At 62.6% G+C, this 25,504-nt stretch carries 28 protein-coding genes, 1 pseudogene and 3 riboswitches; of the genes and pseudogenes, 16 read left to right on the forward strand and 13 right to left on the reverse strand.

All coding sequences use genetic code 11. The annotated features are described in order from the left end of the window. Window positions 1-28: 28 nt before the first annotated feature. The 3 genes from RO009_18790 to RO009_18800 all read right to left on the reverse strand — a co-directional run bounded on the left by RO009_18790 (window position 29) and on the right by RO009_18800 (window position 1,351). The gene (locus RO009_18790) at window positions 29-376 is read right to left on the reverse strand and encodes a hypothetical protein (GenBank protein MDT3687080.1); all 348 of its coding nucleotides are present in this window, start codon (window positions 374-376) and stop codon (window positions 29-31) included. A 229-nt stretch (window positions 377-605) separates the two neighbouring features. Continuing rightward, the gene (locus tag RO009_18795) at window positions 606-1,061 is read right to left on the reverse strand and encodes a hypothetical protein (GenBank protein MDT3687081.1); all 456 of its coding nucleotides are present in this window, start codon (window positions 1,059-1,061) and stop codon (window positions 606-608) included. After that, window positions 1,058-1,351: a helix-turn-helix transcriptional regulator gene (locus RO009_18800; GenBank protein ID MDT3687082.1), complete on the reverse strand. Its 294-nt coding sequence runs from the start codon at window positions 1,349-1,351 to the stop codon at window positions 1,058-1,060. Before RO009_18800 ends, RO009_18795 begins: the two co-directional genes overlap by 4 nt. A 164-nt stretch (window positions 1,352-1,515) precedes the next feature. Here RO009_18800 and RO009_18805 point away from each other — a divergent pair, with 164 nt between their 5' ends. The 4 genes from RO009_18805 to RO009_18820 all read left to right on the forward strand — a co-directional run bounded on the left by RO009_18805 (window position 1,516) and on the right by RO009_18820 (window position 4,280). Further along, window positions 1,516-1,851: a hypothetical protein gene (locus tag RO009_18805; GenBank protein MDT3687083.1), complete on the forward strand. Its 336-nt coding sequence runs from the start codon at window positions 1,516-1,518 to the stop codon at window positions 1,849-1,851. A gap of 59 nt (window positions 1,852-1,910) precedes the next feature. Then, entirely contained in the window at window positions 1,911-2,600 is a 690-nt protein-coding gene (locus tag RO009_18810; protein MDT3687084.1) for a TerC family protein, read from the forward strand. Between the two features lie 110 nt (window positions 2,601-2,710). Beyond that, the gene (locus tag RO009_18815; protein MDT3687085.1) at window positions 2,711-3,823 is read left to right on the forward strand and encodes an AI-2E family transporter; all 1,113 of its coding nucleotides are present in this window, start codon (window positions 2,711-2,713) and stop codon (window positions 3,821-3,823) included. A 202-nt stretch (window positions 3,824-4,025) separates the two neighbouring features. Further along, on the forward strand, window positions 4,026-4,280 hold the full coding sequence (locus tag RO009_18820; GenBank protein ID MDT3687086.1) for a hypothetical protein: 255 nt from the start codon (window positions 4,026-4,028) through the stop codon (window positions 4,278-4,280). A gap of 119 nt (window positions 4,281-4,399) precedes the next feature. Here the strand turns inward: RO009_18820 and RO009_18825 are convergent, their stop codons facing one another. Beyond that, the gene (locus RO009_18825) at window positions 4,400-5,419 is read right to left on the reverse strand and encodes a tripartite tricarboxylate transporter substrate binding protein (protein ID MDT3687087.1); all 1,020 of its coding nucleotides are present in this window, start codon (window positions 5,417-5,419) and stop codon (window positions 4,400-4,402) included. 159 nt (window positions 5,420-5,578) lie between these two features. Here RO009_18825 and RO009_18830 point away from each other — a divergent pair. Together RO009_18830 and RO009_18835 are read left to right on the forward strand one after the other, a co-directional pair. Next, window positions 5,579-6,190: pseudogene (locus RO009_18830) on the forward strand (MBL fold metallo-hydrolase). Window positions 6,191-6,318: 128 nt separating this feature from the next. Further along, window positions 6,319-6,558, forward strand: a complete 240-nt coding sequence (locus RO009_18835; protein MDT3687088.1) for a hypothetical protein — start codon at window positions 6,319-6,321, stop codon at window positions 6,556-6,558. Between the two features lie 59 nt (window positions 6,559-6,617). On the opposite strand, the gene RO009_18840 is transcribed toward RO009_18835, so the two are convergent. Next, window positions 6,618-8,723 carry a TonB-dependent receptor gene (locus RO009_18840; protein ID MDT3687089.1) on the reverse strand — a complete coding sequence of 702 codons (2,106 nt, stop codon included), beginning with the start codon at window positions 8,721-8,723 and terminating at the stop codon, window positions 6,618-6,620. A 221-nt stretch (window positions 8,724-8,944) separates the two neighbouring features. Beyond that, a riboswitch (cobalamin riboswitch) is annotated at window positions 8,945-9,167 on the reverse strand. A 215-nt stretch (window positions 9,168-9,382) separates the two neighbouring features. On the opposite strand from RO009_18840, the gene RO009_18845 reads away from it, so the two are divergent. Further along, window positions 9,383-9,958 carry a tetratricopeptide repeat protein gene (locus RO009_18845; GenBank protein MDT3687090.1) on the forward strand — a complete coding sequence of 192 codons (576 nt, stop codon included), beginning with the start codon at window positions 9,383-9,385 and terminating at the stop codon, window positions 9,956-9,958. Between the two features lie 24 nt (window positions 9,959-9,982). Beyond that, a complete protein-coding gene (locus RO009_18850; GenBank protein MDT3687091.1) occupies window positions 9,983-10,555 on the forward strand; it encodes a tetratricopeptide repeat protein in 573 nt (190 codons plus the stop codon). A 122-nt stretch (window positions 10,556-10,677) separates the two neighbouring features. Here RO009_18850 and cutA read toward each other — a convergent pair whose 3' ends face one another. Next, the gene (cutA, locus tag RO009_18855; GenBank protein MDT3687092.1) at window positions 10,678-11,013 is read right to left on the reverse strand and encodes a divalent-cation tolerance protein CutA; all 336 of its coding nucleotides are present in this window, start codon (window positions 11,011-11,013) and stop codon (window positions 10,678-10,680) included. Window positions 11,014-11,093: 80 nt separating this feature from the next. Here cutA and RO009_18860 point away from each other — a divergent pair, with 80 nt between their 5' ends. The 3 genes from RO009_18860 (at window position 11,094) to RO009_18870 (ending at window position 13,071) form a co-directional block, all read left to right on the forward strand. Then, entirely contained in the window at window positions 11,094-11,873 is a 780-nt protein-coding gene (locus RO009_18860; GenBank protein MDT3687093.1) for an NAD kinase, read from the forward strand. A 74-nt stretch (window positions 11,874-11,947) separates the two neighbouring features. Further along, window positions 11,948-12,493, forward strand: a complete 546-nt coding sequence (locus RO009_18865; protein MDT3687094.1) for a response regulator — start codon at window positions 11,948-11,950, stop codon at window positions 12,491-12,493. Beyond that, window positions 12,493-13,071, forward strand: a complete 579-nt coding sequence (locus RO009_18870; protein MDT3687095.1) for an Hpt domain-containing protein — start codon at window positions 12,493-12,495, stop codon at window positions 13,069-13,071. The genes RO009_18865 and RO009_18870 overlap by 1 nt, the downstream gene beginning before the upstream one ends. Window positions 13,072-13,086: 15 nt before the next feature. Here the strand turns inward: RO009_18870 and RO009_18875 are convergent, their stop codons facing one another. Both RO009_18875 and RO009_18880 read right to left on the reverse strand, forming a co-directional pair. Continuing rightward, entirely contained in the window at window positions 13,087-14,277 is a 1,191-nt protein-coding gene (locus RO009_18875; GenBank protein MDT3687096.1) for a DUF2336 domain-containing protein, read from the reverse strand. Window positions 14,278-14,422: 145 nt separating this feature from the next. Then, window positions 14,423-15,493, reverse strand: a complete 1,071-nt coding sequence (locus RO009_18880; protein MDT3687097.1) for a transglycosylase SLT domain-containing protein — start codon at window positions 15,491-15,493, stop codon at window positions 14,423-14,425. A 138-nt stretch (window positions 15,494-15,631) separates the two neighbouring features. Between RO009_18880 and RO009_18885 the strand changes: the two genes are divergently transcribed. The 3 genes from RO009_18885 (at window position 15,632) to RO009_18895 (ending at window position 18,624) form a co-directional block, all read left to right on the forward strand. Then, window positions 15,632-16,117 carry a MaoC family dehydratase gene (locus tag RO009_18885; GenBank protein MDT3687098.1) on the forward strand — a complete coding sequence of 162 codons (486 nt, stop codon included), beginning with the start codon at window positions 15,632-15,634 and terminating at the stop codon, window positions 16,115-16,117. Between the two features lie 166 nt (window positions 16,118-16,283). Then, complete coding sequence (locus tag RO009_18890) at window positions 16,284-17,165, forward strand: CoA ester lyase (protein MDT3687099.1); 882 nt, start codon at window positions 16,284-16,286, stop codon at window positions 17,163-17,165. A 304-nt stretch (window positions 17,166-17,469) separates the two neighbouring features. Further along, window positions 17,470-18,624, forward strand: a complete 1,155-nt coding sequence (locus tag RO009_18895; GenBank protein MDT3687100.1) for a glutaredoxin family protein — start codon at window positions 17,470-17,472, stop codon at window positions 18,622-18,624. Here RO009_18895 and RO009_18900 read toward each other — a convergent pair whose 3' ends face one another. The 3 genes from RO009_18900 to folE all read right to left on the reverse strand — a co-directional run bounded on the left by RO009_18900 (window position 18,625) and on the right by folE (window position 21,499). Then, the gene (locus tag RO009_18900; GenBank protein ID MDT3687101.1) at window positions 18,625-19,887 is read right to left on the reverse strand and encodes a D-amino acid dehydrogenase; all 1,263 of its coding nucleotides are present in this window, start codon (window positions 19,885-19,887) and stop codon (window positions 18,625-18,627) included. Window positions 19,888-19,940: 53 nt separating this feature from the next. After that, window positions 19,941-20,091: riboswitch (glycine riboswitch) on the reverse strand. Between the two features lie 3 nt (window positions 20,092-20,094). After that, window positions 20,095-20,195: riboswitch (glycine riboswitch) on the reverse strand. A gap of 40 nt (window positions 20,196-20,235) precedes the next feature. Continuing rightward, a complete protein-coding gene (hisI, locus tag RO009_18905; GenBank protein MDT3687102.1) occupies window positions 20,236-20,667 on the reverse strand; it encodes a phosphoribosyl-AMP cyclohydrolase in 432 nt (143 codons plus the stop codon). Between the two features lie 160 nt (window positions 20,668-20,827). After that, window positions 20,828-21,499, reverse strand: a complete 672-nt coding sequence (gene folE / locus RO009_18910) for a GTP cyclohydrolase I FolE (protein ID MDT3687103.1) — start codon at window positions 21,497-21,499, stop codon at window positions 20,828-20,830. 177 nt (window positions 21,500-21,676) lie between these two features. Here folE and RO009_18915 point away from each other — a divergent pair, with 177 nt between their 5' ends. Beyond that, complete coding sequence (locus RO009_18915) at window positions 21,677-22,129, forward strand: iron-sulfur cluster assembly scaffold protein (GenBank protein ID MDT3687104.1); 453 nt, start codon at window positions 21,677-21,679, stop codon at window positions 22,127-22,129. A gap of 99 nt (window positions 22,130-22,228) precedes the next feature. Here the strand turns inward: RO009_18915 and RO009_18920 are convergent, their stop codons facing one another. Continuing rightward, window positions 22,229-23,392, reverse strand: a complete 1,164-nt coding sequence (locus RO009_18920) for a hypothetical protein (GenBank protein MDT3687105.1) — start codon at window positions 23,390-23,392, stop codon at window positions 22,229-22,231. Between the two features lie 368 nt (window positions 23,393-23,760). Between RO009_18920 and yidD the strand changes: the two genes are divergently transcribed. Beyond that, window positions 23,761-24,120, forward strand: coding sequence for a membrane protein insertion efficiency factor YidD (gene yidD, locus RO009_18925; protein ID MDT3687106.1), 360 nt, complete (start codon window positions 23,761-23,763; stop codon window positions 24,118-24,120). Between the two features lie 185 nt (window positions 24,121-24,305). Here yidD and RO009_18930 read toward each other — a convergent pair whose 3' ends face one another. Then, window positions 24,306-25,301, reverse strand: coding sequence for a hypothetical protein (locus tag RO009_18930; protein MDT3687107.1), 996 nt, complete (start codon window positions 25,299-25,301; stop codon window positions 24,306-24,308). Window positions 25,302-25,504: the final 203 nt, after the last annotated feature.

The raw sequence follows: 25,504 nt of genomic DNA on the forward strand, positions 1-25,504 counted from the left end.
CGCGGAAATCTGCCCGCCAAGACGCCCCTCAGTAATCGTCGAGCTTGCCAAATTCGCAGCCCGGAGCGGCGTAGTAATATTTGCCGACGCCATAGGCGTCCTGGCGGATCACCGGGCTGCAGCGCGCCAGCCATTTGCGATCGCGCTCAAGCGCGGCCTCCAGCGCCTCGCCGCGCGGCTCTTCGACCTTGTAGATGCGCGCGATACCGCCGGGTCCGTTGCGCTCCATGAAAACGCAATTGGCGCTTCCGGTGAAGAAACTGCCGCCACTGATACAGCCGGCGCTGTAGGTGACGTCGGCCAGCGCCGATGTGAAAAACAAGGCCGGCAAGGCGATTCCGCCCGCCAGAGCCTGTACCCAACGCCCTGCTGACATCTGTCTCTCCCTGGAGCGGCTGCGATGCCGCCTTCGTTAATCCAGGGTAAAGATTGCAACCGAAATGCCAGCAAAAATGTGCCGCTTTGGCACAGAGCCTTGTGGAAGGTGCCGCGGCGGCTTGTGGAAAAGGTATCAGGACAGGGTAAGCACCCTGTCCTCTCACCCGTCCGCTCGCGGAATAGCCCCTGCGTGGGCAGGCTTGGCCCGCCCGCTCAGCCCCGCCGAATCAGGCCAGGGCCGCCAGTTGCGGAAAGAAATGGGTCGCAATCTCGATCGGCTCGGCCATGACTGGCTCGATTTTTTCCTCGAAAAACTCACGGGCGGCGATCCAGGCCAACCCTATCTGGGCAAAAAACGACGACTTGCGTAGCCCGGAGGTCATCCGCACGGCTTTGTCGGCAATCACCGACAGGCAACAGTTTTCCGCGACCACATATCCCTGCCCGTCCTCGAGAATGTACTCGTTTCCCATACGGGTGATGCTGATCATGCAGTCGAGATCGGGCTGCGCGCTGAGAATGTAAAATTGCGGCTCTTTGCGCTCGGTTTCGCCGGTGTCCCAGTCGCAGGCGTCGCCATGGGCCTCATGGGCGGCGTAGATCGAGAGGAGTTGTGACATCTCGTCGGGATGCCAGAGGCCTGACGGGGTGTTCGAGCGCGGGATGAAGGGGACGATGGTCATTTTTTTCCCTTGAACAGAAGCCGGTGCAGCTCGCGGTCGTAATACGACAGTAATTCCCGTGCAAATTCAGAGGGTTCTACACCAAGAGCCCTCGCCCATTCCTCCATGCTTTCACTCGGCACACGTCCGAACCCATTCTCAATTTGGGATATGAATGTATAGTACTTCAAGCCCAATTTCTGGGCCAGATCGATCTGCGACAATCCGGCCTTTTTTCGTAAATCCTGCAGCCAACGCCCTGCTTCCTTGCGCAATTGACGCGCCTCCGGGGCCGCTTTGGCGAAATGCATGGAAGTCCCCATCTTCGAAACCTATTGAGTGATACCGTATTTCAATTGTACTGAAGGTTTCAGAACCGCTAAACTTTGCTTTGAGTAACGGTTCCAGTCGAAACTATAGGTATCACGTTTCGACTGACGTGGAAATCGCGGCTGGGTGCCGCGCGGAGGACGCCATGCCGGTCGATCTGGGGCGCACGGCCCCGCAGGCCGTAAACGGCCCGCAAACGCTGGCTCTCGCGACATTGCTTGCGGGGTTCGGCGCTTTCGGTCTTTTGGTCCTGTTTCTGCCGCCGCCGCTGATCCTGCCGGCGATCAGCACCTTGCTGCTCATCGCCGCGGGCGGAATCGCCCTGATCGCCTGGCGCCGGCCCTGCCCCCACCGGTCATTGCTCAGCTACTGGGATCTCGCCGGCGCCGTGACCTTCATCGGCATTGCCGCGGCCCTCATGAGCGAACCCGATCAGGCGCTGCCGCTGCTCGAGGCCTCGCGCACCGCGAGCCCGGAATAACCCGACCATAGACCCGGACGTGCGCATGCCGTCCTCGGACTAATGAGGCAGACGTGAATATCTACAATGACCTTGTGACCCTGTTCGAATATCAGAACCTGGTCGCGCTCGCTCAGATCATCATTATCGACTTCGTGCTGGCCGGCGACAATGCCATCGTCGTCGGGCTGGCAGCGTCGCGCGTTGCGCCCGAATTGCGCTTGAGAGTGATCTTCTGGGGCATCGCCGGCGCCGTGGTGCTGCGTATCATGTTCGCGGCGGTCGCGACCCAGTTGCTCACCATTGTCGGTCTGACGCTGGCCGGCGGCATCCTGCTGCTATGGGTGTGCTGGAAAATGTACCGTGAGATTTCGGCGCACCAGCCGCAACCGGCGCTGGCCGGCCACCCGCACGGTGCCGACTCGCCCGACTACAAGGGCGTCACCGTTGGCGCGGCAATCCTGCAAGTCATCATCGCCGACGTCTCGATGTCGCTGGACAACGTGCTCGCGGTGGCCGGCGCCGCCAAGGGCAACGTGGTCGTGCTGGCGATCGGTCTCACGGTCGCGATCGTGTTCATGGCCGTCGCATCCGCCATGATCGCGAAACTGCTCGCGCGCTACCACTGGATCACCTGGATCGGCCTTGCCATCATTCTCTATGTCGCGCTGGAAATGATCTGGAAGGGGACGCATCAAGTCGGCTGCAGCCTGGTGCCGCAGCAGGTCTGCGACTCCGGGGTTTTGGCGACGCTCAGCGCGCTACTCTGATCCCGCACGTGTCTTGTGCTTCAAGGCCGGGAACAAATTCCCGGCCTTTTGCATTGCTCCCGACGCCGACCGGTTCGCAGCGGACGAATGCGGCTGTGGAGCCAGCGCCTTTGAATATCGAGCCGAAATCCTCGTCATGGAATTGGGGGACGCGCACTTTCCGGTTCGGCGCGCGCAATCCGGCCCCGCTGGAAGATGCCGCCACGTTCTGGAGGGTGACGGCGCAGATGGCCACCATCGTGATGGCTGTCATCATGTTCGGCGCCTTCCTCTATGTCGCGCGGGCGCTGCTGGTGCCTATCCTCGCCGCGCTGGTGGTCAGCCTGACGCTTGGACCTTTGTCCGCCCGTGCGATCAAGGCCGGCTGGCCCGCCTGGCTGCCCGCCATCGCCATCGTAGTGATGCTGGCGGCCCTGCTTTACCTGATGGCGATCATTCTGGTCGAGCCGGCATCCGATTTCATCGCCCGCTCGGACCAGATCAGCAACACGATCAAGGAAAAATTCCGCTTCATGGATCGCCCGCTCCTCGCCTGGCGCGAACTGCAGACCGCCATTTTGGGCGGCTCAGGCGTAAAGGTCGAGGTCAGCGACAACAAGATGCTGGAAGGCATCGTCATCGCCTTGCCAAATGCGGCGCTGCAATTGGTGCTGTTCTTCGCGACTTTGTTCTTTCTCGTTTTCGGCCGGCAGGCCTTTCGCCGCTACATCGTCAATCTGTTCGCAAGCCGCGCCGGCCGCTTGCGGGCGTTGAGGATCGCCAACGACGTCGAGGAGAATCTCAGCGTCTATCTGATCACCGTGACGGTGATCAATGCCGGCGTCGGCCTCGTCATCACCACGATCACCTTTGCAATGGGATTCCCGGCGCCGCTTCTCTGGGGCGTGCTCGCCTTTCTGCTCAATTACATTCCCTATGTCGGCCCGGGCATCATGCACGTGACGCTGTTTATCATCGGGCTGCTGACATTTCCCACCTTGCTGCCGGCGCTGGCCGCACCGCTGCTTTTCATGACCTTCACATTCTTTGAAGGCCATTTCCTTGTACCAGCCATCATCGGGCGTCAGTTGCTGCTGCATCCGCTGGCAGTGTTTCTGTCGCTGGCCTTCTGGGCCTGGCTGTGGGGGCCGGTCGGCGCATTTCTGGCGACGCCGATCCTCATCATCGCCATCGTGGCCATCGATCACATTTATCCGCGCGGCCTCAAGATGTTGCCGCGCTGACTGCGACCAAGGTCGATACGCCGCAAAAGCATGGCTTCAATTCGCGTATGCCGGCCTTCGTTTGCAACAACCGAATTGAAAAAACGGACGCGCCTGCACAGGTCACGGCGGGGCACCGGTCTGTCGTTGCGGCGTGATGCGCGATCTTCTGATCGACCAACTCTGCGCCGCGCGTCGGACTAAAGCAGTCGGAGATTTTGTCATGTTTGCCAAACTCAAGATGGTTCTTTCTGCCGCCTTGCTGCTGGGCACGGCCTCGGCCGCGCTCGCGGATGCGACCGAAGATTACTCAAATTATCCCCTCGCCAACGCCTACAAGTATTGCGATCGCGGCAATGCATTTGCCTGTCAGCAGGCACGGCGGCTCGGCGGCGAGGAAAATGCCAGAAGCGCCTACGGCGCTGCTTACCCCGTCACCCCCGCCCCGGTCCTTCGCTCAAGGCATCGCGCCAGGTAGCGGCACGTCCTCTGCGGATCGCCTCGATCCTGCTTACAAGTCCGCCAATGTCGATCTTGCGGAGACTGAAAAGCTCCGCAAGATTGACGGCCGTTCTCAGCCAGGCAGAGTGAGCGTGTCTAATTCGCCAGTTTCGCGCCCGCATCCGCGACCGCCTTCGACCAGCGTGCCAGCTCTCTCTTGTTCAGCTCCAGCAGATCTGCGGGCGAACCGCTGACCGGATCGATGCCCTGCATCGCCAGGCTCTTCTTCACCTCGGGCGAGTTGATGATGCCGGCAATGATGGTGTTGAGCTTGCCGACCACGTCGGCCGGCGTTTTCGCCGGCGCGTAGACACCGAACCAGGCCGACACTTCGAAATCGTCCATCCCCGCCTCCTTCATGACGGGAACGTCGGGCAGCGCATCGATGCGGCTCGCGCTGGTGATGGCGATGGCGCGCAGCTTGCCTTCCTTGATATGCGGCAACAGCGGCAGATAGTGGTAGAACATGAACTGCGTTTCTCCGCGCAACAGATCGGTGATCGCCTGCGCGCCGCCGCGATAGGGAATATGCGTCGCCTGCAGCCCGTTGCGGGCGGCGAACATCGCGCCGGAGAGGTGATTGGACGTGCCGTTGCCGGACGATCCGTAATTCACCTTGCCGGGATTGGCGCGGACATAGGCGATCAATTCCTTGACGTTTTTTGCCGGCAGCGACGGGTTTATCACCAGCACGTTCGGCGCCGTGCCGAACTGGATGATCGGCGCAAAATCCGCAATCGGATCGTAGTTGATCTTGGCGTAGACCGCCGGATTGATCGAATGGGTGCCGATCGTTCCCATCAGCAATGTGTAGCCATCGGGCGCCGCGCGCGCGACCGCTTCGGTGCCGATGGTGCCGCCCGCCCCACCGCGATTGTCGACCACGACATTCTGACCCAGCGACTTGGCGAGTTCGTCGGACAGGATGCGGCCGACAAGGTCGGTCGTGCTGCCGGCCGGGAACGGTACGACGAGCGTCACCGGGCGGCTTGGGAAATTTTGCGCTATGGCAGCCGACACCCAGCAGCACGCCGCCAAAACCGCAAGGCATGTTACCCGATTGACGATCCGCTGGCCCATCATGTCCTCCCGTATATTCTTGTCTTGCGATTTCATTGAATGCGCGAAGACTAGCGGGAAGCTCGCCGCTGAAACAAGACGCGGTCTGACGATCAAGTGTTTGTGCACACGGCCCACCGGGATGAACTGGAATATGCGTGGGCCACGGGTGTTGGTGGTGGTCGATTGGACGGCACTTCACGAAAGGAGGATCGCATGACTGCTTTGTCACGCCGCGCGCTGTTTGCAGCTTCTGCCGCTGCCGCAACCTTGCCGTTTTTCGGCACAACGCTTGCGCGGGCCGCAGCTCCTGCGGCGGGAAAGCAGGGACCCGGATTTTACAGATTCAGGATCGGTGATTACGAAATCACCGCCATCAATGACGGAACCTGGTACCGCGCGTTGGATGATAAGTTTGTGCGCAACGCAGCCTTTGCCGAAGTCCAGAAGGCGCTGAGCGAGGCCTTCCTCCCGACCGACAAGCTGCCAATCCCGTTCACGGCGCTGGTGGTGAATACCGGATCAAAGCTTATTGCGCTCGACACAGGCACCGGCGGCCAGTTGGGATCGATGGCGCCGCAATCGGGTACCTTCGCCGCCAATCTTGCGGCGGCCGGCATCGATCCGAAATCAATCGACACCATCGTCATCTCGCATTTCCATCCCGACCACATCAACGGCATCAAGACCAAGGACAACGCACTGTTCTTCCCCAATGCCGAGATCAACGTGCCGGCACCGGAATGGGCGTTCTGGATGGATGACGGCAACATGAGCAAGGCGCCGGAAGCGGTGCAGGGCTCCTTCCGCAATGCGCGCCGCATCTTCGCCGACATCGCCAAGGATGTGAAACGCTTCGAGCCCGGCAAGGAGGTCGCACCGGGCATCACGTCGATCGCCGCGTTCGGAATACGCTCGGCCACACGGCCTACACTATCGCCTCTGGCAACCAGTCAATGCTCTATCTGGCGGACACCACCAACAATCCCTGGCTGTTTGTGCGCAATCCGGGGTGGCAGGCGATCTTCGACATGGACGGCAACATGGCCGCCGACAACCGCAAGCGCCTGCTCGACCGCGCCTCGGCCGACCGGATGCTGGTGCACGGCTATCATTTCCCCTTCCCGGCCTCGGGCTACATCACCAAAACCGCGGCCGGCTATGATCTCATGCCGGTGATGTGGGCACCGATGTGAAGTCTGCTTGTGCGAGACATGAAAAGGGCCGCAGCGATGCGGCCCTTTCGTTGCGCTGATCACCATTTCACGCCGGCGCGCACCAGGAAGGTGCGGCCAGGCTGGGGATAGGCATTGTAGACATTCAATCTGCTGCCCGGTCCGAATGGGAATGCACTGGCGATTGCATAGTCGAAATAGTCTTCGTCGAAGAGATTGAGCACTGACACCGACCAGAAGAACTGATCGAGCTGGCCGCCGAGCCGCACGTCCACCGTGGTGAAGGATGGGATCAGCGGCTGCAGATTTATCTGGTCGTTATCCATGCGGCGCGAGCCGACAAAGCGGACTACGCCATCGAAGGTCAGGTATTTCTGCCAGATGTCCCATGCTAGTCCCACGCTGCCGGTGTGTTTCGACACCAGGGGCACTTCGTTGCCGGCGAAACGACCCTCGCGAAACGTCGCATTCGTATAGGCATAGCCGCCAGTCAGGCGCAGCGCGTCACTGAAATGATAGATCACACTTGTCTCATGGCCCCAGCGCCGGGTCGGGTCCAGATTCGTATTGGTCGACGTGGCCGGACTGAAGTGAATCTCATTCTCCAGCCGCATGTCATAGATGCTCCACTGCGCTTCCAGCGGACCGGCGCGGCCGCGCAATCCGATCTCCATGTCGTGCGAGGTCTGCGCCTTCAGATCGAAGGTCGTCGGCGTCAAGGGAAAGCTCGGCGCCATCGCCACCCGCTCGTCGACATTGGGCGTGCGGAAACTGCGGGCCGCGCGGCCGAAGATTGCGAGGGCAGGATTAAACCGATGCTCGAAGCCCGCGTGTAGCGCATAATTGGTATCGGTCGTATCGAGCGGCAGTCCCTCAATGCCATTCGGGAAACAAACACCGCCGAAACAGAAGGCGGCGCCCGGCGCGTTGACATCGAACCGGTCGCGCGCCGAAAGCTTCATCCACTCCACCCGGCCCCCGAAAGAGACATCTGTATCCGGCCGCACCCCGACCGTGTTCTGCCCGTATCCGGCAAGGGTCTGCTGCAGCAATGCGTAGCGATGGATGGGCGCTTCACCCTTGAAGCGGCTGCGGTCCTGATCGAAGTCAGCATTGTAATAGTCGATGCCCGCGATCAGTCTGGACGGCATGCCGAACAGATCGTGCTGATGGATGATGCGCGGCGTGATCGAAGCAGTGGTCAAGGTCGTATCGAGGTAATTCTCCTGGAATTCCAGCAGAGCGGCCGCCTGCTGTCCTTTCCAGCGCACGCCGCCATCGACGATCAACTCAGTCGATGGGTTCAGCATGCGGGTGAAGCCAGCAGTTGCGATCAAACCCTGCTTGTCCGCATAGTCGTTCGGTGTTGTGGCGCCGCGGCGGTCCGTGACCAGCTGATTGATCCCCATCGCAGGATCGACCCTGCGTGCCCCCGGCAAGCCGAGTTTCTGGTCGTCAGCGGAAAGTGTGAGGAAAGCGCTGCCTTGCGCGTCGCTGTAACGGATGTCCGCAATACCGTTGCGCTGCCGATATTCGTTATTCTCGCGATAGCCATCGGAATTGATCGCATTGCCGTAAGCCGACGCGGTCCAACCGCCGCTTGATCCATGTGCTGACGCGCTACCCTCCCTTTGCCCGAATGATCCGAAGGCAGCTTCGACCCGCGCCGATGCGGGGAGTCCAATATTCTTCTTGGTGACGATGTTGACTACGCCGCCCACGGCGTTGTCGCCGTAAAGCACGGCACCGCTATTGCCGCGCGTGATCTCGATCCGCTCGATGCTCTGGCGTGGGATCGCTGCAAGATCGACACCAGCGAGATCGACATCCGTCAGGCGCCGCCCGTCGATCAGGACCAGCGTATTGGACGGCGCCGCAGCACCGAAGCCGCGGATATCGATGACCGTCCTCGCCCCGTTGACAGCGCCGAATGTGCTCCAAGTCTGCACGCCGGGTTGACGCGACAATATCTCCTGCAGGCTTTCGGCGGGCGTCCGTTCAATTTCTTCGGCTGTGATGACACTTGTAGATGTACCGACAATGCCCTTGCCCAGCCGGCTGTCAGTCACATTGATCGTCGACAAAATTTCGGGCGACTGCGCGCCCGCTTGCCCGCCCGGCACCGCCGCCGCGAACGCCGCTAGCGCCAGTGCGCCAGCCGCTTGTTTGAATGAAATTTCCCCCATAACACGTCCTTCGTCTGGCCTCGCCTTGCGAGGTCCGGGTGAACACACCCGACGCGAAGGACACGAAGACGCAACACCGCTACGCACCGCCACAACGGCGATCCGCAAGCGGTCCACACCGTTCGCTCCTGGAAGGTCATGTGAGGAAAACTCGCACGGCCCCCGCGTCGGTATCGACGTCACCGCTGCGAAAGACCGCTCCGTATGGACGCCCCGCCCACCGGTTGGGTGACCGCGCTGGCAGGTCTCCTGGCTTGCGGGTCCTTACCTTCCTCCGGCCTTCCCGGTCGCCGGTTGCCCGGCTTTTCCAGTGGCCATTGCGGACGAAGGCTCGCCGCTTACAGTTGCGGGGGCAGCCACGGCTCTGCCGGTCAGACCGGCGACTTCCGTGTTCCCTCTTGCCTCCCCGGTGCGACGCGGGGAACCAGCACGTGCGCGGATGATTGCCGCTGCCCGGCAGCGGAGTCAATACGGCAATTCCGAGGCGATCACCCGCATGCGTCACCAATGTGCATTCACATGGATTTGAAATTGAACCGGGGGAATGTTGCCAGCGTCTGATATGTTAGCGCAGTTGACCGTCGCGTGATGGGATTTGCGGCGCGGCTGCGCGGTCGACGGGGATTTCTTTCATTTTTTTTCACCACAGAGAGAACGACATGACGAGGCAATTCCGTTTTCCTTTGCTTGCAGCCGCCGCGCTTACTCTGATTCTGGCGGGTGGTCCTGCTCTTGCGGCGGGCACGGACAATCCGTCGCCGCCCACCGACACCAAGACCGATACCAAGCCGACCGACAAGAAGGCGACCGGCACCAAGAGCGATGCCAAGCCCGCCGGAACAAAGCCTGCGACTGACAAGAAATCGCAGAACGAATTTCTCCAAGGCTACAAGCAGGCCTACAATCTCATCTACAAGAAGCACGATTATGCCGGCGGCATCGCGGCGCTGAAGGCGCTCGGCCATGACGACCACGCCGACGTCGCCAACCTGATCGGTTTCTCCAGCCGCAAGCTCGGTCGCTACGACGACGCAAAGCTCTGGTACGAGAAGGCGCTGGCCGCCGATCCGAAGCACACCCGCACCTGGCAGTATTACGGGATGTGGCATCTCGAACAGGGCAACCGCCTGAAGGCGGAAGAGCATCTGGAAAAGATCCGCTACATCTGCGGCGGCCAGGGCTGCGATGATTACAAAGCGCTGAACGATGCCTTGAACGGAAAAGGCACGTACTGACCTCCAGCCAATAGCGAGGTTGCCATGACGGCATTTCGCTTCATCATCATTTCGGCGGCGCTCACCGGCGCCGCCGTGTTCGTTTCCGGCAACGCCGGCGCGGTGGATACGCGCGAACCCTCGCCGACATTCCGCACCCAAAGCGGAAATCCGCCGCCAAAAACGGAGCAGACCAAAAAGCCCAAAAAGAAAACGCCGGCTAAAAAAGAAACGGACAAGGACAAGAAATCCGAGCAGCGATTTCTCGACGGCTACCGCCACGCGCATGATCTGATCTACAGGGACAAGGATTACGCGGCCGGCATCGAGGCACTGCGCGCGCTCAAACGCGACGAACATCCCGACGTCGCCAACCTGCTCGGCTTTTCCAGCCGCAAGCTCGGACGCTATGATGATGCCAGACTGTGGTACGAGAAAGCGCTGGCTGCTGATCCGAACCACACCCGCACCTGGCAATATTACGGGATGTGGCAGCTTGAACAGGGTAATCGCCTGAAGGCGGAAGAGTATCTCGGTCGGATTGCCGCGATCTGCGGCACGGGCTGCGACGACTACAAGTCGCTCAAGCTGGCGCTGGCCGGTGGCGTGAATTACTGAAGCGCAAGACGATCAGATACTGCGCAACAGACATAGCCGGGATGATCAACCGAGTAGCAATGCCGGCTGTCGCTGGAGTTCACCACCACTGATTCCAGCCGGCTAGATTCCCGGCGTCGCGCTCACGCCTTCACAGCCGCGCGGTCGGTCTCTGCCATCATCCAGCGCAGATAGGTGTCCTCGACACTTTCCACCGGCAACACCATGATCGCCGGCACGGAATTGGGATGGCCGGCCTTCAGCGCCTTGCGCAGCCGGTCGGCGAGCGAGGCGCGGGTCTTGAGGATCATCACCACTTCCTCGCCGCGCTCGATCTTCCCCTCCCACCAGTAATGCGACACCATGCCGGGCAGTATGTTCACGCAGGCAGCGAGCCGCTGCTCAACCGCCACACGGCCGGCTTTCTCCGCCTCGACAAGGGATGGATAGGTCGTATAGACGAGGACTGCGCGCTCCATGAATGCCTCTTGAATGCCTCTTGAATGTCCCTTCAGAGCCTTTGTTTGCGCCCTTTTCTAGCAAGTTCTAGCGAGATTGCATGAGCCCCGCCACCCGCTATGAGCGGATCGCCTTCGTCGCGAGCCCAAGCCCCGAAGCCGCCGAGGCGCGCACCCGCCTCGCCGCGCGCTATGGCGATGTGGCTCCGGCCGAGGCTGATGTGGTGGTGGCGCTCGGCGGCGACGGGCTGATGCTGCAGACCCTGCACAGCCTGATGCGCACCGGCATCCCGATCTACGGCATGCATCGCGGCACCGTCGGCTTCCTCATGAACGACTTCCGGGAAGAAGACCTGCTGGCCCGCCTGGCGGCGGCGGAAACCACGGTGATCCATCCGCTGCGGATGCAGACCATCGACACCGGCGGACAGACCCACGAACATCACGCCATCAATGAAGTGTCGGTGTTCCGCCAGAGCTATCAGGTGTCGCGGCTGAAAATCCTCGTCGACGGAAAGGTGCGCCTGCCGGAGCTGATGGCCGACGGCGTGCTGGTCGCGACCCCGGCCGGGTCGACCGCCTATAACCTCTCCGCGCAGGGCCCGATCATTCCAATCAACGCGCCGCTGCTGGCGCTGACCCCGATCAGCCCGTTCCGCCCCCGCCGCTGGCGCGGCGCCCTGCTGCCCGACAAGGCCTCGGTAACCGTCGAGGTGCTGGAGGCGGAGAAGCGGCCGACCGCGGCGGTCGCCGACCATGCCGAAGTGCGCAACGTGCTCCGCGTCGACATTCGCATGGATCACGGCATCTCCATGCACATGCTGTTTGACCCCGGCCACAGCCTGGACGAGCGCATTTTACGCGAGCAATTCGGGTATTAGCCGCTGAAATTGCCCTGATTTTCGGCTGCAAATTTTTGCCCGGCCGTGGTTATCTCGGCGGGGCTCGCCTCAGCATGATTCGTATTGACTTTAACCGCCTGCGCTTCGTGATCATCGACGACAACGCGCATATGCGGCGCATTCTGCGCACGCTGCTGCATGGCTTTGGCGTGCGTGAAGTGTTTGAAGCGGAAGACGGCGCCTCCGGCCTCGAAGCCTTCACCAACCAGATGCCCGACATCATCATCACCGACTGGGCGATGCCGATCTTCGACGGCCTCGAGCTCACGCAGATGATCCGCCAGCCCGGCGGCAACGCCAATCCCTTCGTTCCGATCATCATGCTGACCGCGCATTCCGAGCGCTCGCGCGTGCTCGCCGCGCGTGATGCCGGCGTCACTGAATTCCTGGTCAAGCCGATTTCCGCCAACGCGCTGCACGACCGCATCGTCAACGTGGTCTGCAACCCACGGCCGTTTATCCGCACCGCCACCTATTTCGGCCCCGACCGCCGCCGCAACATGGCGACCGGCTATACCGGGCCGGAGCGGCGCAAGGGCGTCAAAGCTGATGTCATCCGCCAAGTGCCACTGGCGGAAAAAGCCAGGATGATTGACTGATGCCGCCTCCGAAAGACGATAAGCCCAGCGTGCGCACCTACGCGGATCACGAGGTGATCACGCCGCCCAACAAGCTGATCAAGGTGATCGCCAAGCGGCAGGGCGACAATGGCGATCCGATCGCGCGCGCGCAGGCCGCGCTCGAAGAACTATCCAGCGATTTCGCCATCTGGATGCAGGACGAATGCGACCGCCTCAACGCCGCCCGCCAGAACGTCACGACCAACGGCTTCAGCAAGCAGAGCTTTGACGAAATCTTTCGCGCCGCCCACGACATCAAGGGCGATGCCGCGACCTTTGGCTATCCGCTGGCGGCGCCGATTGCGGAAAGCCTGTGCCGGCTGATCGAGCACACGCCTGACGCCAGCATAATTCCGCTCGCCCTGCTCGACCAGCATGTCGACGCCGTGCGCGCCATCGTGCGCGAACACGCCCGGCCGGATATCGAAAGTGTGGCCGCGGCTCTCAATGCCCGTCTACAGACGGTGACGCAGGAATTCCTGGTGCACGCGAACCGCCACCGCCCCAGCTATCTCGACGGCATTTTCTCGCCGTCGCTCGCGCCGACGTCGTTCTAGGAAACCGTTTCAGAGTTACGCGGCATCCTGCCTGTCGTAATCGCAGTAGCCGCCGTAATCCGGCACATAACCGGCGACCAGATCCTCGCAGAACATCCGCGCTTCTTCGCGGGCGGCTTCCGTTGCAAAGCGCCGCAGCAGCGTCATCAGCGGCGCAATGTCGCCCGGCACCATGTCTTCGCAGCGGGTGAGCACACGCTCGACCATGCGTCGCTTCAGGCGTGTCGCGCCGGCCGGATCGCCGAGATAGCCATCCTCCTGCAGGGTCGCGATCGCCTCGCGGAAAGCCGGATATGTCGACGTCGGCAGGCCCGCCTTCTCATAGACAGCGCGAAATCCCGCGCTGCCGCGATCGTGCACGAGGCCGACCACCCGTGTCAGCGGCAACCCGGACAGATCGGCCAGCGCCTCCTCGAACAGCGCCAGATTTCCGGACAGGAGCGCGCGCAAAATCAGTCCGGCGGTCAATTGTCCGGTTTCGCGCAGATGACCGATAAGAGACTCCAGTTCCGTTTCCGGCGCGTGTGCCGCCAGCATGACGGTCGCCTTTTCGCAGGCTTCGCTGGTCACGCGCCGGGCGCGGTCGGGCTTGAGCCAGTCGCGTGCGGTGACGAAATCGTACAGCGTTGCCGACAGCTTCACCATCAGCGCCTGCCGCGTGGCCACCGAAACGTCGCGGCGTGCCAGCAATGCCTCGCGGATGGCGGCGAGATGGCCGAACCGTTCGACGATGCGGTCGATCGAGAACGGCGCGACATCGGCATCGATGCTTTCAATCAGGATCAGGCAGGCTTCCGCCGACCCGACCTCAGCAACAGCGGCGGCGACCGAGCGCGGCAGCCGGATGCGACGTGCAATCGCTTCCTGCGCCAGCGGCCCCTGCGTCGCCACGGCGTCGACCAAATCGGCGTCGATCAGGAGCGGCGAATGCTCGAGCACGACCGACGAAATGCGCGGCTGCTCGGCGGCGAGCGCATAGACCACCGAAGCCGGCGCATCCGGGCTATAGGCCAAGGCTTCCGCCAGCGCCTGCCGCACCAGCGGCGACGGATCGTCGAGCAGCATGGTCATCGCGCCTTCGGCGGCGGCGCGATCATCCGGAGACAGGTCGGAATAGAGATAGGCGCGTGCGAGAGCGGAGGAAGCCTCGGCGCGGTCGCCGGCGGGAGCGGTACGCAACCATTGCAGAAACTGACGAACTATCATGCTCAACACCAACGCCACGCGGATCACTCGTCCCGCCGGCTCGGGTAGCATGATAGGCCGCCCCCCTTAACAAAGGGTTCAGCATAAATCTTTGCCGCTGCTTAAGATTTCTTAATGCCGGCGCGTGACCCGCAAGGCCCCGGGGTCAGCCGCGGGTGAACAGTGCCTGCACGTTCGGGCGCATATCCTGGAAGAGGCCAAGCGTTTCCTGGGAGGCGACCTGCGGCGGTGGCGGCGGCGTTGTCGGGAAATAGGCGCGCCGCACATTGTCATGGCCCGCGCGCACCACATCGTTGGCTGATGGCGCTTGCGCCGCCGTGGTTGCCACCGGCGCGCTCGGCTGCGTTGTCGCTGAGGCTGTCTGCGTCTGCGACGGTCGGGTGATCCAGCGCTCGCTCACGATCGACGACACCGGCTCGCGCCGTTCGCTCGCGCGATAGGGGTTGTGATAGACCGGCTCCTGCTGCGGCCCGGCGGCCACGTGCACTTTCAGCGGCGCCGACGATTCATAAGCGCGCGCCACCCGCGCCGTCTCCACGGCGAAACCGTTGCCCGGAATAGCGGCGACCGCATTGTCAGGCGTTGTGGTTCGCGTGCGCGCGATCTGGTAGCGGCCCGCCAGCGCCCGCGCGACTTCGGCGAAATTCCGCGCACTGCCTTTGCTGTCGAAGAAGATCGAGCGATTGGCACGCGCGGCATTCGGAAAGGCATCGGCAGCCCTGGCACCGGGTGCCGCCTCCGATTGCTCAATCAGCCGGGCCGCGCCGCCTGCCCCCATGAAATGCGCGATATAGAGCTCGCCCTCAGTGGCATCGCGCCCCAGCCGCTCCTTCAGATAGGCGGCATTGCTCTGGGTGAAGGCGCCGGCCATGACCGCATTGGCGGTGGGGTCCTGCCGGAGCGCCATGATCTCGCGGCGCATCGCCGGATTTTCGACAACGAATTTGCCCGCCTCGTTGCGGGTGATGGCATTGGCATAGCGGCCATAGCCGAGCGCCCCGCCCGACTCCTTCAGCGTGCCCAGCCAGGTCTGGTCGATGAACTGGAACAGCCCGCCAGCCGAAGAGGTCGGCGCCTTGGCGCCCGGATTGAGATTCGATTCGACCTTGGCGGTGGCGAGAAGATACTGGAAATTGGTCCCGGTGACCTGCGATGCCTTTCGGATCGCGCCGGTGACGTTCGAGGCCGCTATCTGCGAACTGGCATCGACCGCCATGGTGTCCTTCTCGCAGGCCGGTTCGGAGATCCCATCGCCGACTCTGGTCCGGCCGATAATCACCGTGCCGCAATTGTGGTAAACAGAGTATTAACGCTGGAGACGCCGGAGCCCCTCACCGGCGCGGGAGAACGACAGATGCCCCAGATCGACGCGGCGCGGCACAAACGCGGCGGCATGTATTTCGACGATTTCCAGATCGGCCACCTTTATGAGCACAAACTGACGCGGACCGTCACCCAGATGGACAACATGCTGTTCTCCAATATGACGCTCAATCCGCAGCCGCTGCATATCGATCGGCATTTCTGCGCCAATGAAACCGAGTGGGGCCAGCCGCTGATGAATTCGCTGTTCACGCTGGGGCTGATGATCGGCATTTCAGTAAACGACCTGACTGTCGGCACAACCATCGCCAATCTCGGCATGACTGACACCCGCTTCCCGCATCCCCTGTTCGAGAACGATACCGTTCATTGCACCACCGAGGTGGTCGGCAAGCGCGAATCCAATTCGCGCCCGAATGCCGGGATCATCGAATTCCATCACTGCGCCTATAATCAGAATAACAAGCTGGTCGCCGAATGCCGGCGGCAGGCGTTCATCATCAAGAGGCCGACTTAAACGAGACTGGCGTGAGACTAAGAATGATCTCGGCAGGCGCCTTGTATTTTCCGTCACCCTGAAGCGCCCCTGGCGAAGCGAGACCATCCAAGGGCGGCGGCCAGGCTCCCGATCTTCGATCGCCCGCATCTCGGATGACGGTTACAGGATTGTGGTGAAATTACACATGCGCTCCTATCTCTTTGTTCCCGGCGACTCCCCGAAGAAACTCGACAAGGGACTGACCAGCGGCGCCGATGCCGTGCTGATCGATCTTGAGGATTCGATCTCAGCCCAGCGCAAGGCGGAAGCGCGGCAGATCACGGCGGCATTTTTGATAGAGGCGATTGCGGCCGCCAACCGCCCGCGCCTCTACGTGCGTGTGAACGGCCATCAGACCGGACTGATCGACGACGATCTTGATGTGGTGATGGCCGCGAGGCCCGACGGCATTCTTCTGCCTAAGGCCGAGGGCGGCGCCTGCGTGACTCTGCTCGACGCCAAGCTGACCGCGCGCGAAGCCATTCACGGCATCCCGGACGGCGATACGAAAATCATGGTGCTGGCGACCGAGACCGCGGCGGCGATGTTCACCGCCGGCAGCTACAAGGGATCGAGTCCGCGGCTGATGGGGCTCACCTGGGGCGCCGAGGATCTGTCGGCCGAGATTGGCGCGGAAGCCAACCGCGACAAGGACGGACACTTCCTCGACCCCTATCGGCTCGCGCGCAGCATCTGCCTGACCGCTGCGGCGGCTGCCGGCGTGCAGGCGATCGACACGGTTTATGTCGATTTCAGGAATGTCGACGGCTTCCGCCGCGAGACGGAAGAGGGCCGCCGCGACGGCTTCACGGGCCGCATGGCGATCCATCCCGCGCAGGTGCCGATCATCAATGAAGTGTTCACGCCGACACAAGCGGCGATCAATCATGCGCAGCGCGTGATCGCCGCCTTCGCCGCGGCGAACGGCGCCGGCACGGTCGGCATCGACGGGATGATGTATGACCGCCCGCATCTCGTGCGCGCGCAGCAGCTCATGACGCGCGCGAAAACCGCGGGGTTGGCCTAAGGCCCGTATTCACGCCGATAGGTCACGAGATGGCGGCTTACGGATTGACCGCGGAGAGCGCCACGAAACCAGCGTCGATGGTCGTCAGCCGGCTCAGCGCGGAATCGTGCGTGCTCAAAAAGCGCGCGGCGTGACGATTTCACTCGCAACCGCATCGCGCAACGCAAGACCGGCGGCAAGCGCCGCGCCGCACCCGAGCGCGAGCTTGACAAGGATCAAGGCCACTCGCACCTGACGTTCTATTGAACAATAATTCTCCTGAGGCGGCGGCCTGGATTTGGGCGATTGGCGTCCGAGCAGTCAGATGATCCGGCTCACGTTCCTGACACCAGCCCGGTTTCGCATCGCGCTTGTGATCCTGCTCGGCCTGGTCTTCGTGGCGCTGCAGTTTACCAGCAGCGCTGCTCCTCCGCCTGAGGTTTCTCCGGCCTGGCAGCACGATGGGCGGCTTCACGTCTTCTTTCATCCGGACTGCCCGCATTGCCACGAGGCTATCGACTTTCTGAAAACCCGGCCCGAAATCGAGACTGTCCTTCATGATGTCTCGACGCCCGCAAACGAAGCGTTGTTGCTCACGGTTGCACGGCAGCACGGCATCTCGGATCTCGGCGTTCCGCTCTTTGTGCGCGGCTCGCGCTACCTGATCGGGTTCGAATCCGCGGAAACGACGGGTCGCGAGCTTGCTGCGATGGCATCCGACCAGGGCACAGGCGCGCCGCCGGAGGCTGCGGCCTCCCGCATTCATGTGCCGCTGCTTGGAGAGATCGACCCGTCGCGCTATTCGCTTCTGGCGCTCACCGTCCTGATGGGCCTGTCGGACGGGTTCAATCCCTGCGCCATGTGGGTTCTGATCTACCTGATCTCGCTGATTGCCGGCATCCAGGACCGGCGCAAAATCTGGTGGCTGGTCGGAACATTCGTGGTCGCTTCCGGCGTTCTCTATTTCCTGTTCATGACCGCCTGGCTGAACACGTTTCTGTTCATCGGCTACATTCGTCCGCTCACACAGCTGATCGCCCTGCTCGCCATCGGCTTTGGCGCAGACCATCTTTTCGAGGTGGCCGTGACGCGGGGAGTGATCGCCTGCGACCTTGGCGGCGCCGAGCAGCGGCGGCACACCATGCAGTGGGCGCGCGATCTGGTGGCCGCACCGGTCGGACTTGCCAGCATCATGCTGGTGATAGGGCTCGCCTTCACCGTCAACGCCATCGAATTCGTATGCTCGGCGGCGCTGCCTGCGATCTACACGCACCTCTTGACGCTAACCGACTTGTCGGCCGGTCAGTACTACGCCTACATCGCGCTCTACGTGACGCTCTTCATGCTCGACGATCTTGTTATTTTTGGCTTCGCGGCCTTTGCCGTTCAGAGTATCATCGACACGCGTTACGCCGCCGTCAGCCGTGTGGCTGGCGGGGCGATTTTGATCGGCCTCGGCCTTTGGATGCTTGCGCGCTAGCTAAGCCACCATCGGCCCCTCGCCCGCCGCGATCATGTTCGCCACGCGGAAACCCGATCCCGCGCCCAGCGTCCAGCCCAGCGTGCCGTGGCCGGTATTGAGCCAGAGATTGTGATAGCGCGTGCGCCCGACATAGGGAATGTTCGAGGGTGTCGCCGGACGCAGTCCGGTCCAGAAGGTCGCTTTTTCGAAATTTCCGGCGCGCGGAAACAGATTGCGCACGTTGCGCAAAATCGCCTGGCAGCGCGTCTCGTTGAGCTCGCGCGAATAGCCGGACAATTCCGCGGTGCCGGCGATGCGCAGCCGGCTGCCGAGATTGGAATAGACCAGCTTGAATTCATCGTCGGTCAGGCTCGTCACAGGCGCGATATTTGACCCGTCGGTCGGGATCGTCACCGAATAGCCCTTGGCCGGATAGATGTTGAGCCGCACCCCGTATGGACGCAGGAACGGCGCCGACCAGCTTCCCAGGCTGACGACGATGTCGCGCGCGCGCAACGTGCGGTAGCCGTCGGGACCACAGACCTCCACTGCATGCACCCGTCCGCTGGCGCGATCCGCATGCAGCGCGGTGATCTGATCGCTGTGGCGGAAAACGCCACCCATCTTCTCGCACACCTTGGCCAGTGCCTGCGTGAACTTGAGAGCGTCGCCGCTTTCATCCTCCGCCGTGTAGGTCGCGCCCGCAATCTCCTCGCGCTTCTCGGCGAAGGCCGGCTCGATCTCCACCACCTGGTCCGCATCGATGACGCGGCGATTGCAGCCTTGCCTGCACATCAGCTCGGCGACGCGCGCCGCCGACTCGAATTCGCGGGCATCGCGATAGAAATGCAGGATCCCCTTGCTGCGCTCGTCGTAGTGAAAGCCCTCCCGCGCCCTGGTCTCCTGGATCAATCGGCGGCTTTCCGTGGCGAGACGCACAATCTCCGTGGTGTTCCGGTCGGCGCGCGACGGCAGGCAGTCGACCAGGAATTTCGCGATCCACAGCCACTGATGAATGTCGAGCCGCGGCCGGAACAAGAGCGGCGCGTCGCTTCGGAACAGCCATTTGAGAACCTTCAACGGCGCCGACGGATTGGCCCAGGGCTCGGCGTGACTGACCGACACCTGACCGCCATTGGCGAAGCTTGTCTCAAGGCCGGCCGCAGGCTGCCGGTCAATGACGCAGACCGATTTGCCGTTGCGCAAATTCCAGTAGGCGGTGTTGACACCGACGACGCCGGCGCCCAGCACGATGACATCGAAATCGTTGGAAGAGGTCATTCTCAGGCCCTCCGAGGCATGGCGCGCATTCGTGCTGTGACGAACACGGCGCCCCCTCTGTCATTGGCCTGAGAGTTTCGTCGCGCCGCGTGATTGCGCCAGCGACTTACACCGTCGGCGGGAGCCTCTTGTCGTTGGTCGCGCGTCCGGGTGGAAAACCGGTTTCCACTTCCTGGCCGGCTCCCGGCTCCACTCTTCAGAGTGTCAATTTCCGGAGCGGTTCTTTTGCCTGAGAGATTCCGGGGCGGTTGCTCCTTCGGCGCCGACTTCGATCCGAAGACCAAGCCGGTCTCTCCCGCTCACATGTCAGCTATGCGATTCAGGACCGAAAGTCGATCCCCCTCCCCCTTACGGCTTGCGGCCATAAGCGCTTGCGGGGTCGAAAGCCCTGTCGGCGTCGCGGAATTCCAGCATCACCGCGCCAGATTGTCCCAAGGGGATCGCGCGGTAGAAACACGAGCGTCGCCCGGTATGGCAAGCGCCGGGTCCTGCCTGCTCGACCCTGAGCCACACTGCGTCCTGGTCGCAATCAACCCGCATCTCGACGACGCGCTGAGTGTGGCCGGAGTCCTCGCCCTTGCGCCAGAGCTTCCTGCGCGAGCGGCTGAAATAATGCGCCTCACCCGTGGCGATGGTTTTCTGCAGCGCCTCGGCATTCATGTGCGCGACCATCAGCAGATCGCCGGTCTTCGAATCCGTCGCGACCGCGGTGACAAGACCATCGGCATCGAATTTGGGGGAGAAGGTTTGGCCTTCCTCGATTTTGCTCTTGGAGGTCACGCCAGACTCCAACCTATCACCGTTACCCTGAGGTGCCCGGCGAAGCCGGGCCTCGAAGGGCGACGGCGACTGATAGCCGTCATCCTTCGAGGCTCGCTGCTGACGCAGCTCGCACCTCAGGATGACGGAGAAAGGTTACTGAAACAATCAGAAGCGGCGGCTACAGCTGACCCGACCGCACCGCGGTGATGAACCGCACCTGCTCGTTGGGATCGTCCTTGAACAGACCGCGGAATTGCGTGGTCAGGGTCAGCGCGCCGGGCTTGGTCACCCCGCGCATCGACATGCACATATGCTCGGCCTCGATCATTACGGCGACGCCGCGCGGCTTCAGTATCTCTTCGATCGCGGTGACGATCTGCGCGTTCATGTGCTCTTGCGTCTGCAGGCGCTTGGCGTAGACATCGACGAGGCGCGCGAGCTTCGACAGCCCCACCACCCGGCCGACCGGCATGTAGGCGATATGCGCCTTGCCGAAGAAAGGCATCATGTGGTGTTCGCAATGCGAGTTGAAGGCAATGTCCTTCACCAGCACGAAATCGTCATAGGCGCCGGTCTCGGAGAAGGTCTTGTCGAGTACCTCGGCCGGGCAATCGCGGTAGCCCGCATAGAGTTCGTCGAAGGCGTCGACCACGCGGCCGGGGGTCTCGAGCACGCCCTCGCGCGCCGGATTGTCGCCCGCATAAGCGATCAGGGTGCGCACCGCCTCCATCGCTGCCTCGCGGCTCGGCCGATTCTCCAGCGGCGCCGGCGCCGCCCGGACGTGGTCCGAGGGCTGTTCGGCCTTGTGTTCAGGCGAGTTTTTGGGCCAAGGCTTGATGATCGCGTCCATTGCGGTCTCTCCGTTCGACCGGCGCTCTCAGTGAAATTGGCGCCGGGGGTGTCACCGGGCGGCCGCGCCCCCGTTCCGGATGGGCTTGGACGCTGCATTCCCGACATCCTATATAAGAAAACGCGCCATCAAGACAATCCGATGGCGCTGCAAACAGCCAATTCGGCCCGAGCCGCCATGCTTAATGACGTCTACAACACCCGCATTCTGGAACTGGCCGGGTCGATCCCGCGGATCGGCCGGATGGCGCAGCCCGATGCCTCCGCCACCGCCCATTCCAAGCTGTGCGGCTCAACCGTCACCGTGGATCTGAAAATGGACGGGGATACGGTCACCGACTTCGCCCATGACGTGAAGGCCTGCGCACTGGGTCAGGCCTCCTCCTCGATCATGGCCCGCAACGTCGTCGGCTCGAAAGCCGACGAGCTGCGAAGCCTGCGTGAGACCGTCCGCCGCATGCTGAAAGAGAATGGCAGCCCTCCATCCGGCAAATGGGCCGACATCGCGGTGCTGGAACCGGTGCGCGACTACAAGGCGCGGCATGCCTCGACCATGCTGACCTTCGACGCCGTGGTCTCCGCCATCGATCAGATCGAAAGTGCGCGCCGGCAGAAGGTCGCGGCGGAGTAAATCCACAGCATCGTCAATCCAGCAGCACGCGTGGAGCAGGCGGCTGGAATCCGGGTTCGCGGGCGATGCCGCGCCCCAGGGTAACCAAGAGTACCCGGCTTACTTTCCCTGCAGTCCTGCGTGCTCCGTCCGCGCCTGCGTGCAGGCGGTGACGAGCTGCGGGAAATGCTGCGCCGCGCCGGTATTGCCGACCCGGATATTGGTGGTCGTGCTGTCGGCGATCAGGGTGCCAACCGTCAGCGAGCGGCTCGCATTGGCTGCGAAGCCCGAGATCATCGCGGCAGTGAGAACGGCGCTGGCCGATGACGACCGTTCCATGGCATTCGCCGTCGGTTCAGAGCGCTTGAGCGCCAGCGTCACGGTCTTGTAGCCGAGCCGCACCTGCACTTCTTTCAAGGTCGGCGGCGCGATGTCGCCGCGACCGCGGCGTGTCTCGTTATACGAAAGCCGGTATTCGTTCGGCTTCTCGCCGCAGGAAATGCTGACATCAAAGCTTCCGATATCCTCGCCTTCGATGGTGAGCGGATGGCGCCGTGTCAGCGCGATTTCGCCGCCCCGCTGGATCATGGCCCAGCCGGCGCGCTCTCCGCCGCCGGACATGCGGCGCACGCTGCCAGTCGTCGCGGGTGTCGTGCTGGTCGCGACCGGCGGCGACGGCGGCGTTTCCGGCGATTCCGCATTGTCGAGCTTCATGCGGCGCAGTTCCTCGCGGGTCAGCGACTTCATCGGCTCCCAGGGAGGAATGCGCAGCGAAGTCTCCAGCAACTCGACAGCGCCGCCCATCTCGATCGTGTATTGCGCGAGCTTGCCGATGTCGCGCTGCACCAGCACGAGATCCTCCGCCGAATAGCTGGCGGCGGTGGCGTCGTCGCGGCGGTCGCCGAGCCATATCTGATGCACCCGAACGCGCGCCTCGTTCGGCACCCAGCGCTTGGCACCACCGAGCAGCACAAAGGCGCACATGGATTCGCAATCCGCGCGCGGCAGCAGCGTCGCCTCGTTACCGCTCTTTGAGTTCGTCTCGATGGTGCGGCCGACGGTCGTCGTCATGCCGAGCTTGCGCACGGCACGGCCGAGCGCCAGCGCACCATGCACCGAGCCGCCTTCCGAATTCAGAACCAGAGTCAGTCCGCGCAAATCCTGCTTGGCAGCGAGCGCTTCGAAATCACGCACCGTGTCCGCCTTGATCATGCCGGTGGCGGAAACCCAGCTGCGGCATTTGTCGGCGCAGGCACCGGCTTCGTGCCGCAGTGCAAACTGCATCGACGCCGATCGCGCCGGATCGCTTTCCGCAACCGGCGCTGAAGCTATCGAAAAGAAACACACGAACGCGACGGCACCCGTCAGTCGTCGCAACATTGCCAATCCCCTCGTCTCGTTCCGGTCCAGGTCATCCTGAAGTGTCGGCTTTTCCACTCACGCGCTTTGCGCGGTGCATATTTTGTGCCGGTCGCCGCGGAACATTCTCGTCCCCCACTGCTTTTTAATATCGCCGTGGATTCCGGTCCAGTCTGGAGTTGATGCGACTTCTGATCTAGCCTACCTGCAGTCCAGCATGGAACTTTGAGTTCCATCAAATTTTCCACCCTTTTCCGCGACAGGAACCGGAACCAGTGCACTCGCCCCCGCGCATGGCGCATGCGAATTGCATGCATTGTGTCCGCCGGGCACCACGGCAGGCAGGCCGCGCGCTAGTGAAAGCTTATCGCTACACTCTGTCTCCACTTATCGGGTTCCACTGCCGACACCTGCCGACCTGCTCCGAATATGCAGACGAAGCCTTGTCCCGCTTTGGTCTTTGGGCCGGCGGCTGGATGACGCTCGCGCGATTGTTGCGCTGCCATCCTTATGGAACATCAGGGTTGGACTTCGTCCCGCGCGAGATGCCGAAGCGCGCGCGGTGGTTTTTGCCGTGGCGCTATGCAAGATGGCGCGGGACCAATTCGGTTCCGGCAGAGCAAAGCGGCACGCGCAACACCGGCTGCCACTGAGTCCTGTGCATTGCCATTTCCGCGGGAAGGCGGGATGCAGACATGCGCCAGCATGTACAAGCATCCGGATGATCGTAGCGAGGCGTGCAAGCGAAAGCGGCGGCGCTTGCAGCTACGGCATCCCGCACGCCGGCGGAGGCGTGCGCCCTCCCCGCAGAAAGCAGGAGGCTGGCGGATTCAGGCCATCATCTTCCTGATCCGGCCAAGGCTTCGAGCCGCACGGCAGCCTCCTTTATTCCGAGCTCTCGCGCACGTCCGTACCATTGCCGCGCGAGACCGACATCGCCGTTCAAACCCAGCACCGACAGATGCTTGAGCATGAGCGGATCGTATGTTGAAGCCAGTGCAAAGGCCGCGCCGCCATGACGTGCTTCCGCCGCGCGCTGCAACAGCAAGCGTGCGCCGGCGAGATCGCCGTTCTTCACAAGCTCCTCGCCGCGCCTGAGCATGACTGTGACTTCGGCGGGATCAAGCCGTCGCGCCGGTGCGTGGCTTTCTTCGGTTGCCGCAGTCGCTGGGTTTTGCGGCAGCGCGCCGATGGCTTCCTCGCCAGCGCGGCCCGACGGCGGCGCGGATGTCTGACTAGAACCCTGTGATGACGTCGGCTGCGAAGGTCCTACCGATGCCGGCGCAAGCCGCGCATTGACAACATCGAAGCGGACCGCCTTGCGATCGACCACCGCTGCATCGCCCCGGCGCAATTCGACGACAAGATCCATGCCGCCGGAAAAATTCGGCGGCAAATGCGCTTGCAGCTTGGGCAAGTCAGCGAGGCTGATGCGCCAGCCATTCGAACCAGCAGCCGCACCCATCGATAAGGTGGTGCCGGGCGCAAATCCGGTGATCACGGCGTCACCATCTGCCAGCTTCCCTTCGATCGCCATGTTGAGCGGAATCCAGTCCCCCGCACTTCCCCGGATATCGCCTGCCACGAGTTTGGCGCCGCTCAGCCTCGCCGCCTTCGGCGCGGACGCGGATTCGCTTGCGGGCACAACTAAAGACTGCTCGAGAAACGACTCCTTGAGAGGCTGCGGCACACCATAGACCAGCACATAAGCGCCACCCGCGGCCACCATCGTCAGTGCAAACGCCCGAACAGCGGAACCGAGGCGAAGGCGCGCCGGCTGCTCCAGCGGCGGCTCCGGCAGCGCGACTGGTGCGAGCTTGTGTGATTTTTGCATCCAAGGCGGCATTGCGTCGGATGCTTGCGGGCGCGTTATGCGACGAGCCTCGGGGCGTTCCGATTCATATCGCCATGCCAGAGGCGAGGCCTGTTCTGGCTGAGACAGATGATCGCGCGGCGGCAAAGACGGTGGCACAAGCGCTGCAAGTTGCGCGGCAAGCTGATCAAGATTTTGCGGTCGCGGTGACTCGGCGATCGGCG

The sequence above is a fragment of the Pseudorhodoplanes sp. genome, from assembly GCA_032027085.1.
Classification (GTDB): Bacteria; Pseudomonadota; Alphaproteobacteria; order Rhizobiales; family Xanthobacteraceae; genus Pseudorhodoplanes.

Excerpts from the sequence above, each read along its gene's own strand:
- RO009_18790 (MDT3687080.1), bottom strand. The coding sequence starts at position 376 with ATGTCAGCAGGGCGTTGGGTACAGGCTCTGGCGGGCGGAATCGCCTTG.
- RO009_18795 (MDT3687081.1), bottom strand. The coding sequence starts at position 1,061 with ATGACCATCGTCCCCTTCATCCCGCGCTCGAACACCCCGTCAGGCCTC.
- RO009_18800 (MDT3687082.1), bottom strand. The coding sequence starts at position 1,351 with ATGCATTTCGCCAAAGCGGCCCCGGAGGCGCGTCAATTGCGCAAGGAA.
- RO009_18805 (MDT3687083.1), top strand. The coding sequence starts at position 1,516 with ATGCCGGTCGATCTGGGGCGCACGGCCCCGCAGGCCGTAAACGGCCCG.
- RO009_18820 (MDT3687086.1), top strand. The coding sequence starts at position 4,026 with ATGTTTGCCAAACTCAAGATGGTTCTTTCTGCCGCCTTGCTGCTGGGC.
- RO009_18825 (MDT3687087.1), bottom strand. The coding sequence starts at position 5,419 with ATGAAATCGCAAGACAAGAATATACGGGAGGACATGATGGGCCAGCGG.
- RO009_18835 (MDT3687088.1), top strand. The coding sequence starts at position 6,319 with ATGCTCTATCTGGCGGACACCACCAACAATCCCTGGCTGTTTGTGCGC.
- RO009_18840 (MDT3687089.1), bottom strand. The coding sequence starts at position 8,723 with ATGGGGGAAATTTCATTCAAACAAGCGGCTGGCGCACTGGCGCTAGCG.
- RO009_18845 (MDT3687090.1), top strand. The coding sequence starts at position 9,383 with ATGACGAGGCAATTCCGTTTTCCTTTGCTTGCAGCCGCCGCGCTTACT.
- RO009_18850 (MDT3687091.1), top strand. The coding sequence starts at position 9,983 with ATGACGGCATTTCGCTTCATCATCATTTCGGCGGCGCTCACCGGCGCC.
- cutA (MDT3687092.1), bottom strand. The coding sequence starts at position 11,013 with ATGGAGCGCGCAGTCCTCGTCTATACGACCTATCCATCCCTTGTCGAG.
- RO009_18860 (MDT3687093.1), top strand. The coding sequence starts at position 11,094 with ATGAGCCCCGCCACCCGCTATGAGCGGATCGCCTTCGTCGCGAGCCCA.
- RO009_18865 (MDT3687094.1), top strand. The coding sequence starts at position 11,948 with ATGATTCGTATTGACTTTAACCGCCTGCGCTTCGTGATCATCGACGAC.
- RO009_18870 (MDT3687095.1), top strand. The coding sequence starts at position 12,493 with ATGCCGCCTCCGAAAGACGATAAGCCCAGCGTGCGCACCTACGCGGAT.
- RO009_18875 (MDT3687096.1), bottom strand. The coding sequence starts at position 14,277 with ATGATAGTTCGTCAGTTTCTGCAATGGTTGCGTACCGCTCCCGCCGGC.
- RO009_18880 (MDT3687097.1), bottom strand. The coding sequence starts at position 15,493 with ATGGCGGTCGATGCCAGTTCGCAGATAGCGGCCTCGAACGTCACCGGC.
- RO009_18885 (MDT3687098.1), top strand. The coding sequence starts at position 15,632 with ATGCCCCAGATCGACGCGGCGCGGCACAAACGCGGCGGCATGTATTTC.
- RO009_18890 (MDT3687099.1), top strand. The coding sequence starts at position 16,284 with ATGCGCTCCTATCTCTTTGTTCCCGGCGACTCCCCGAAGAAACTCGAC.
- RO009_18895 (MDT3687100.1), top strand. The coding sequence starts at position 17,470 with ATGATCCGGCTCACGTTCCTGACACCAGCCCGGTTTCGCATCGCGCTT.
- RO009_18900 (MDT3687101.1), bottom strand. The coding sequence starts at position 19,887 with ATGACCTCTTCCAACGATTTCGATGTCATCGTGCTGGGCGCCGGCGTC.
- folE (MDT3687103.1), bottom strand. The coding sequence starts at position 21,499 with ATGGACGCGATCATCAAGCCTTGGCCCAAAAACTCGCCTGAACACAAG.
- RO009_18915 (MDT3687104.1), top strand. The coding sequence starts at position 21,677 with ATGCTTAATGACGTCTACAACACCCGCATTCTGGAACTGGCCGGGTCG.
- RO009_18920 (MDT3687105.1), bottom strand. The coding sequence starts at position 23,392 with ATGCAGTTTGCACTGCGGCACGAAGCCGGTGCCTGCGCCGACAAATGC.
- yidD (MDT3687106.1), top strand. The coding sequence starts at position 23,761 with ATGGCGCATGCGAATTGCATGCATTGTGTCCGCCGGGCACCACGGCAG.
- RO009_18930 (MDT3687107.1), bottom strand. The coding sequence starts at position 25,301 with ATGCAAAAATCACACAAGCTCGCACCAGTCGCGCTGCCGGAGCCGCCG.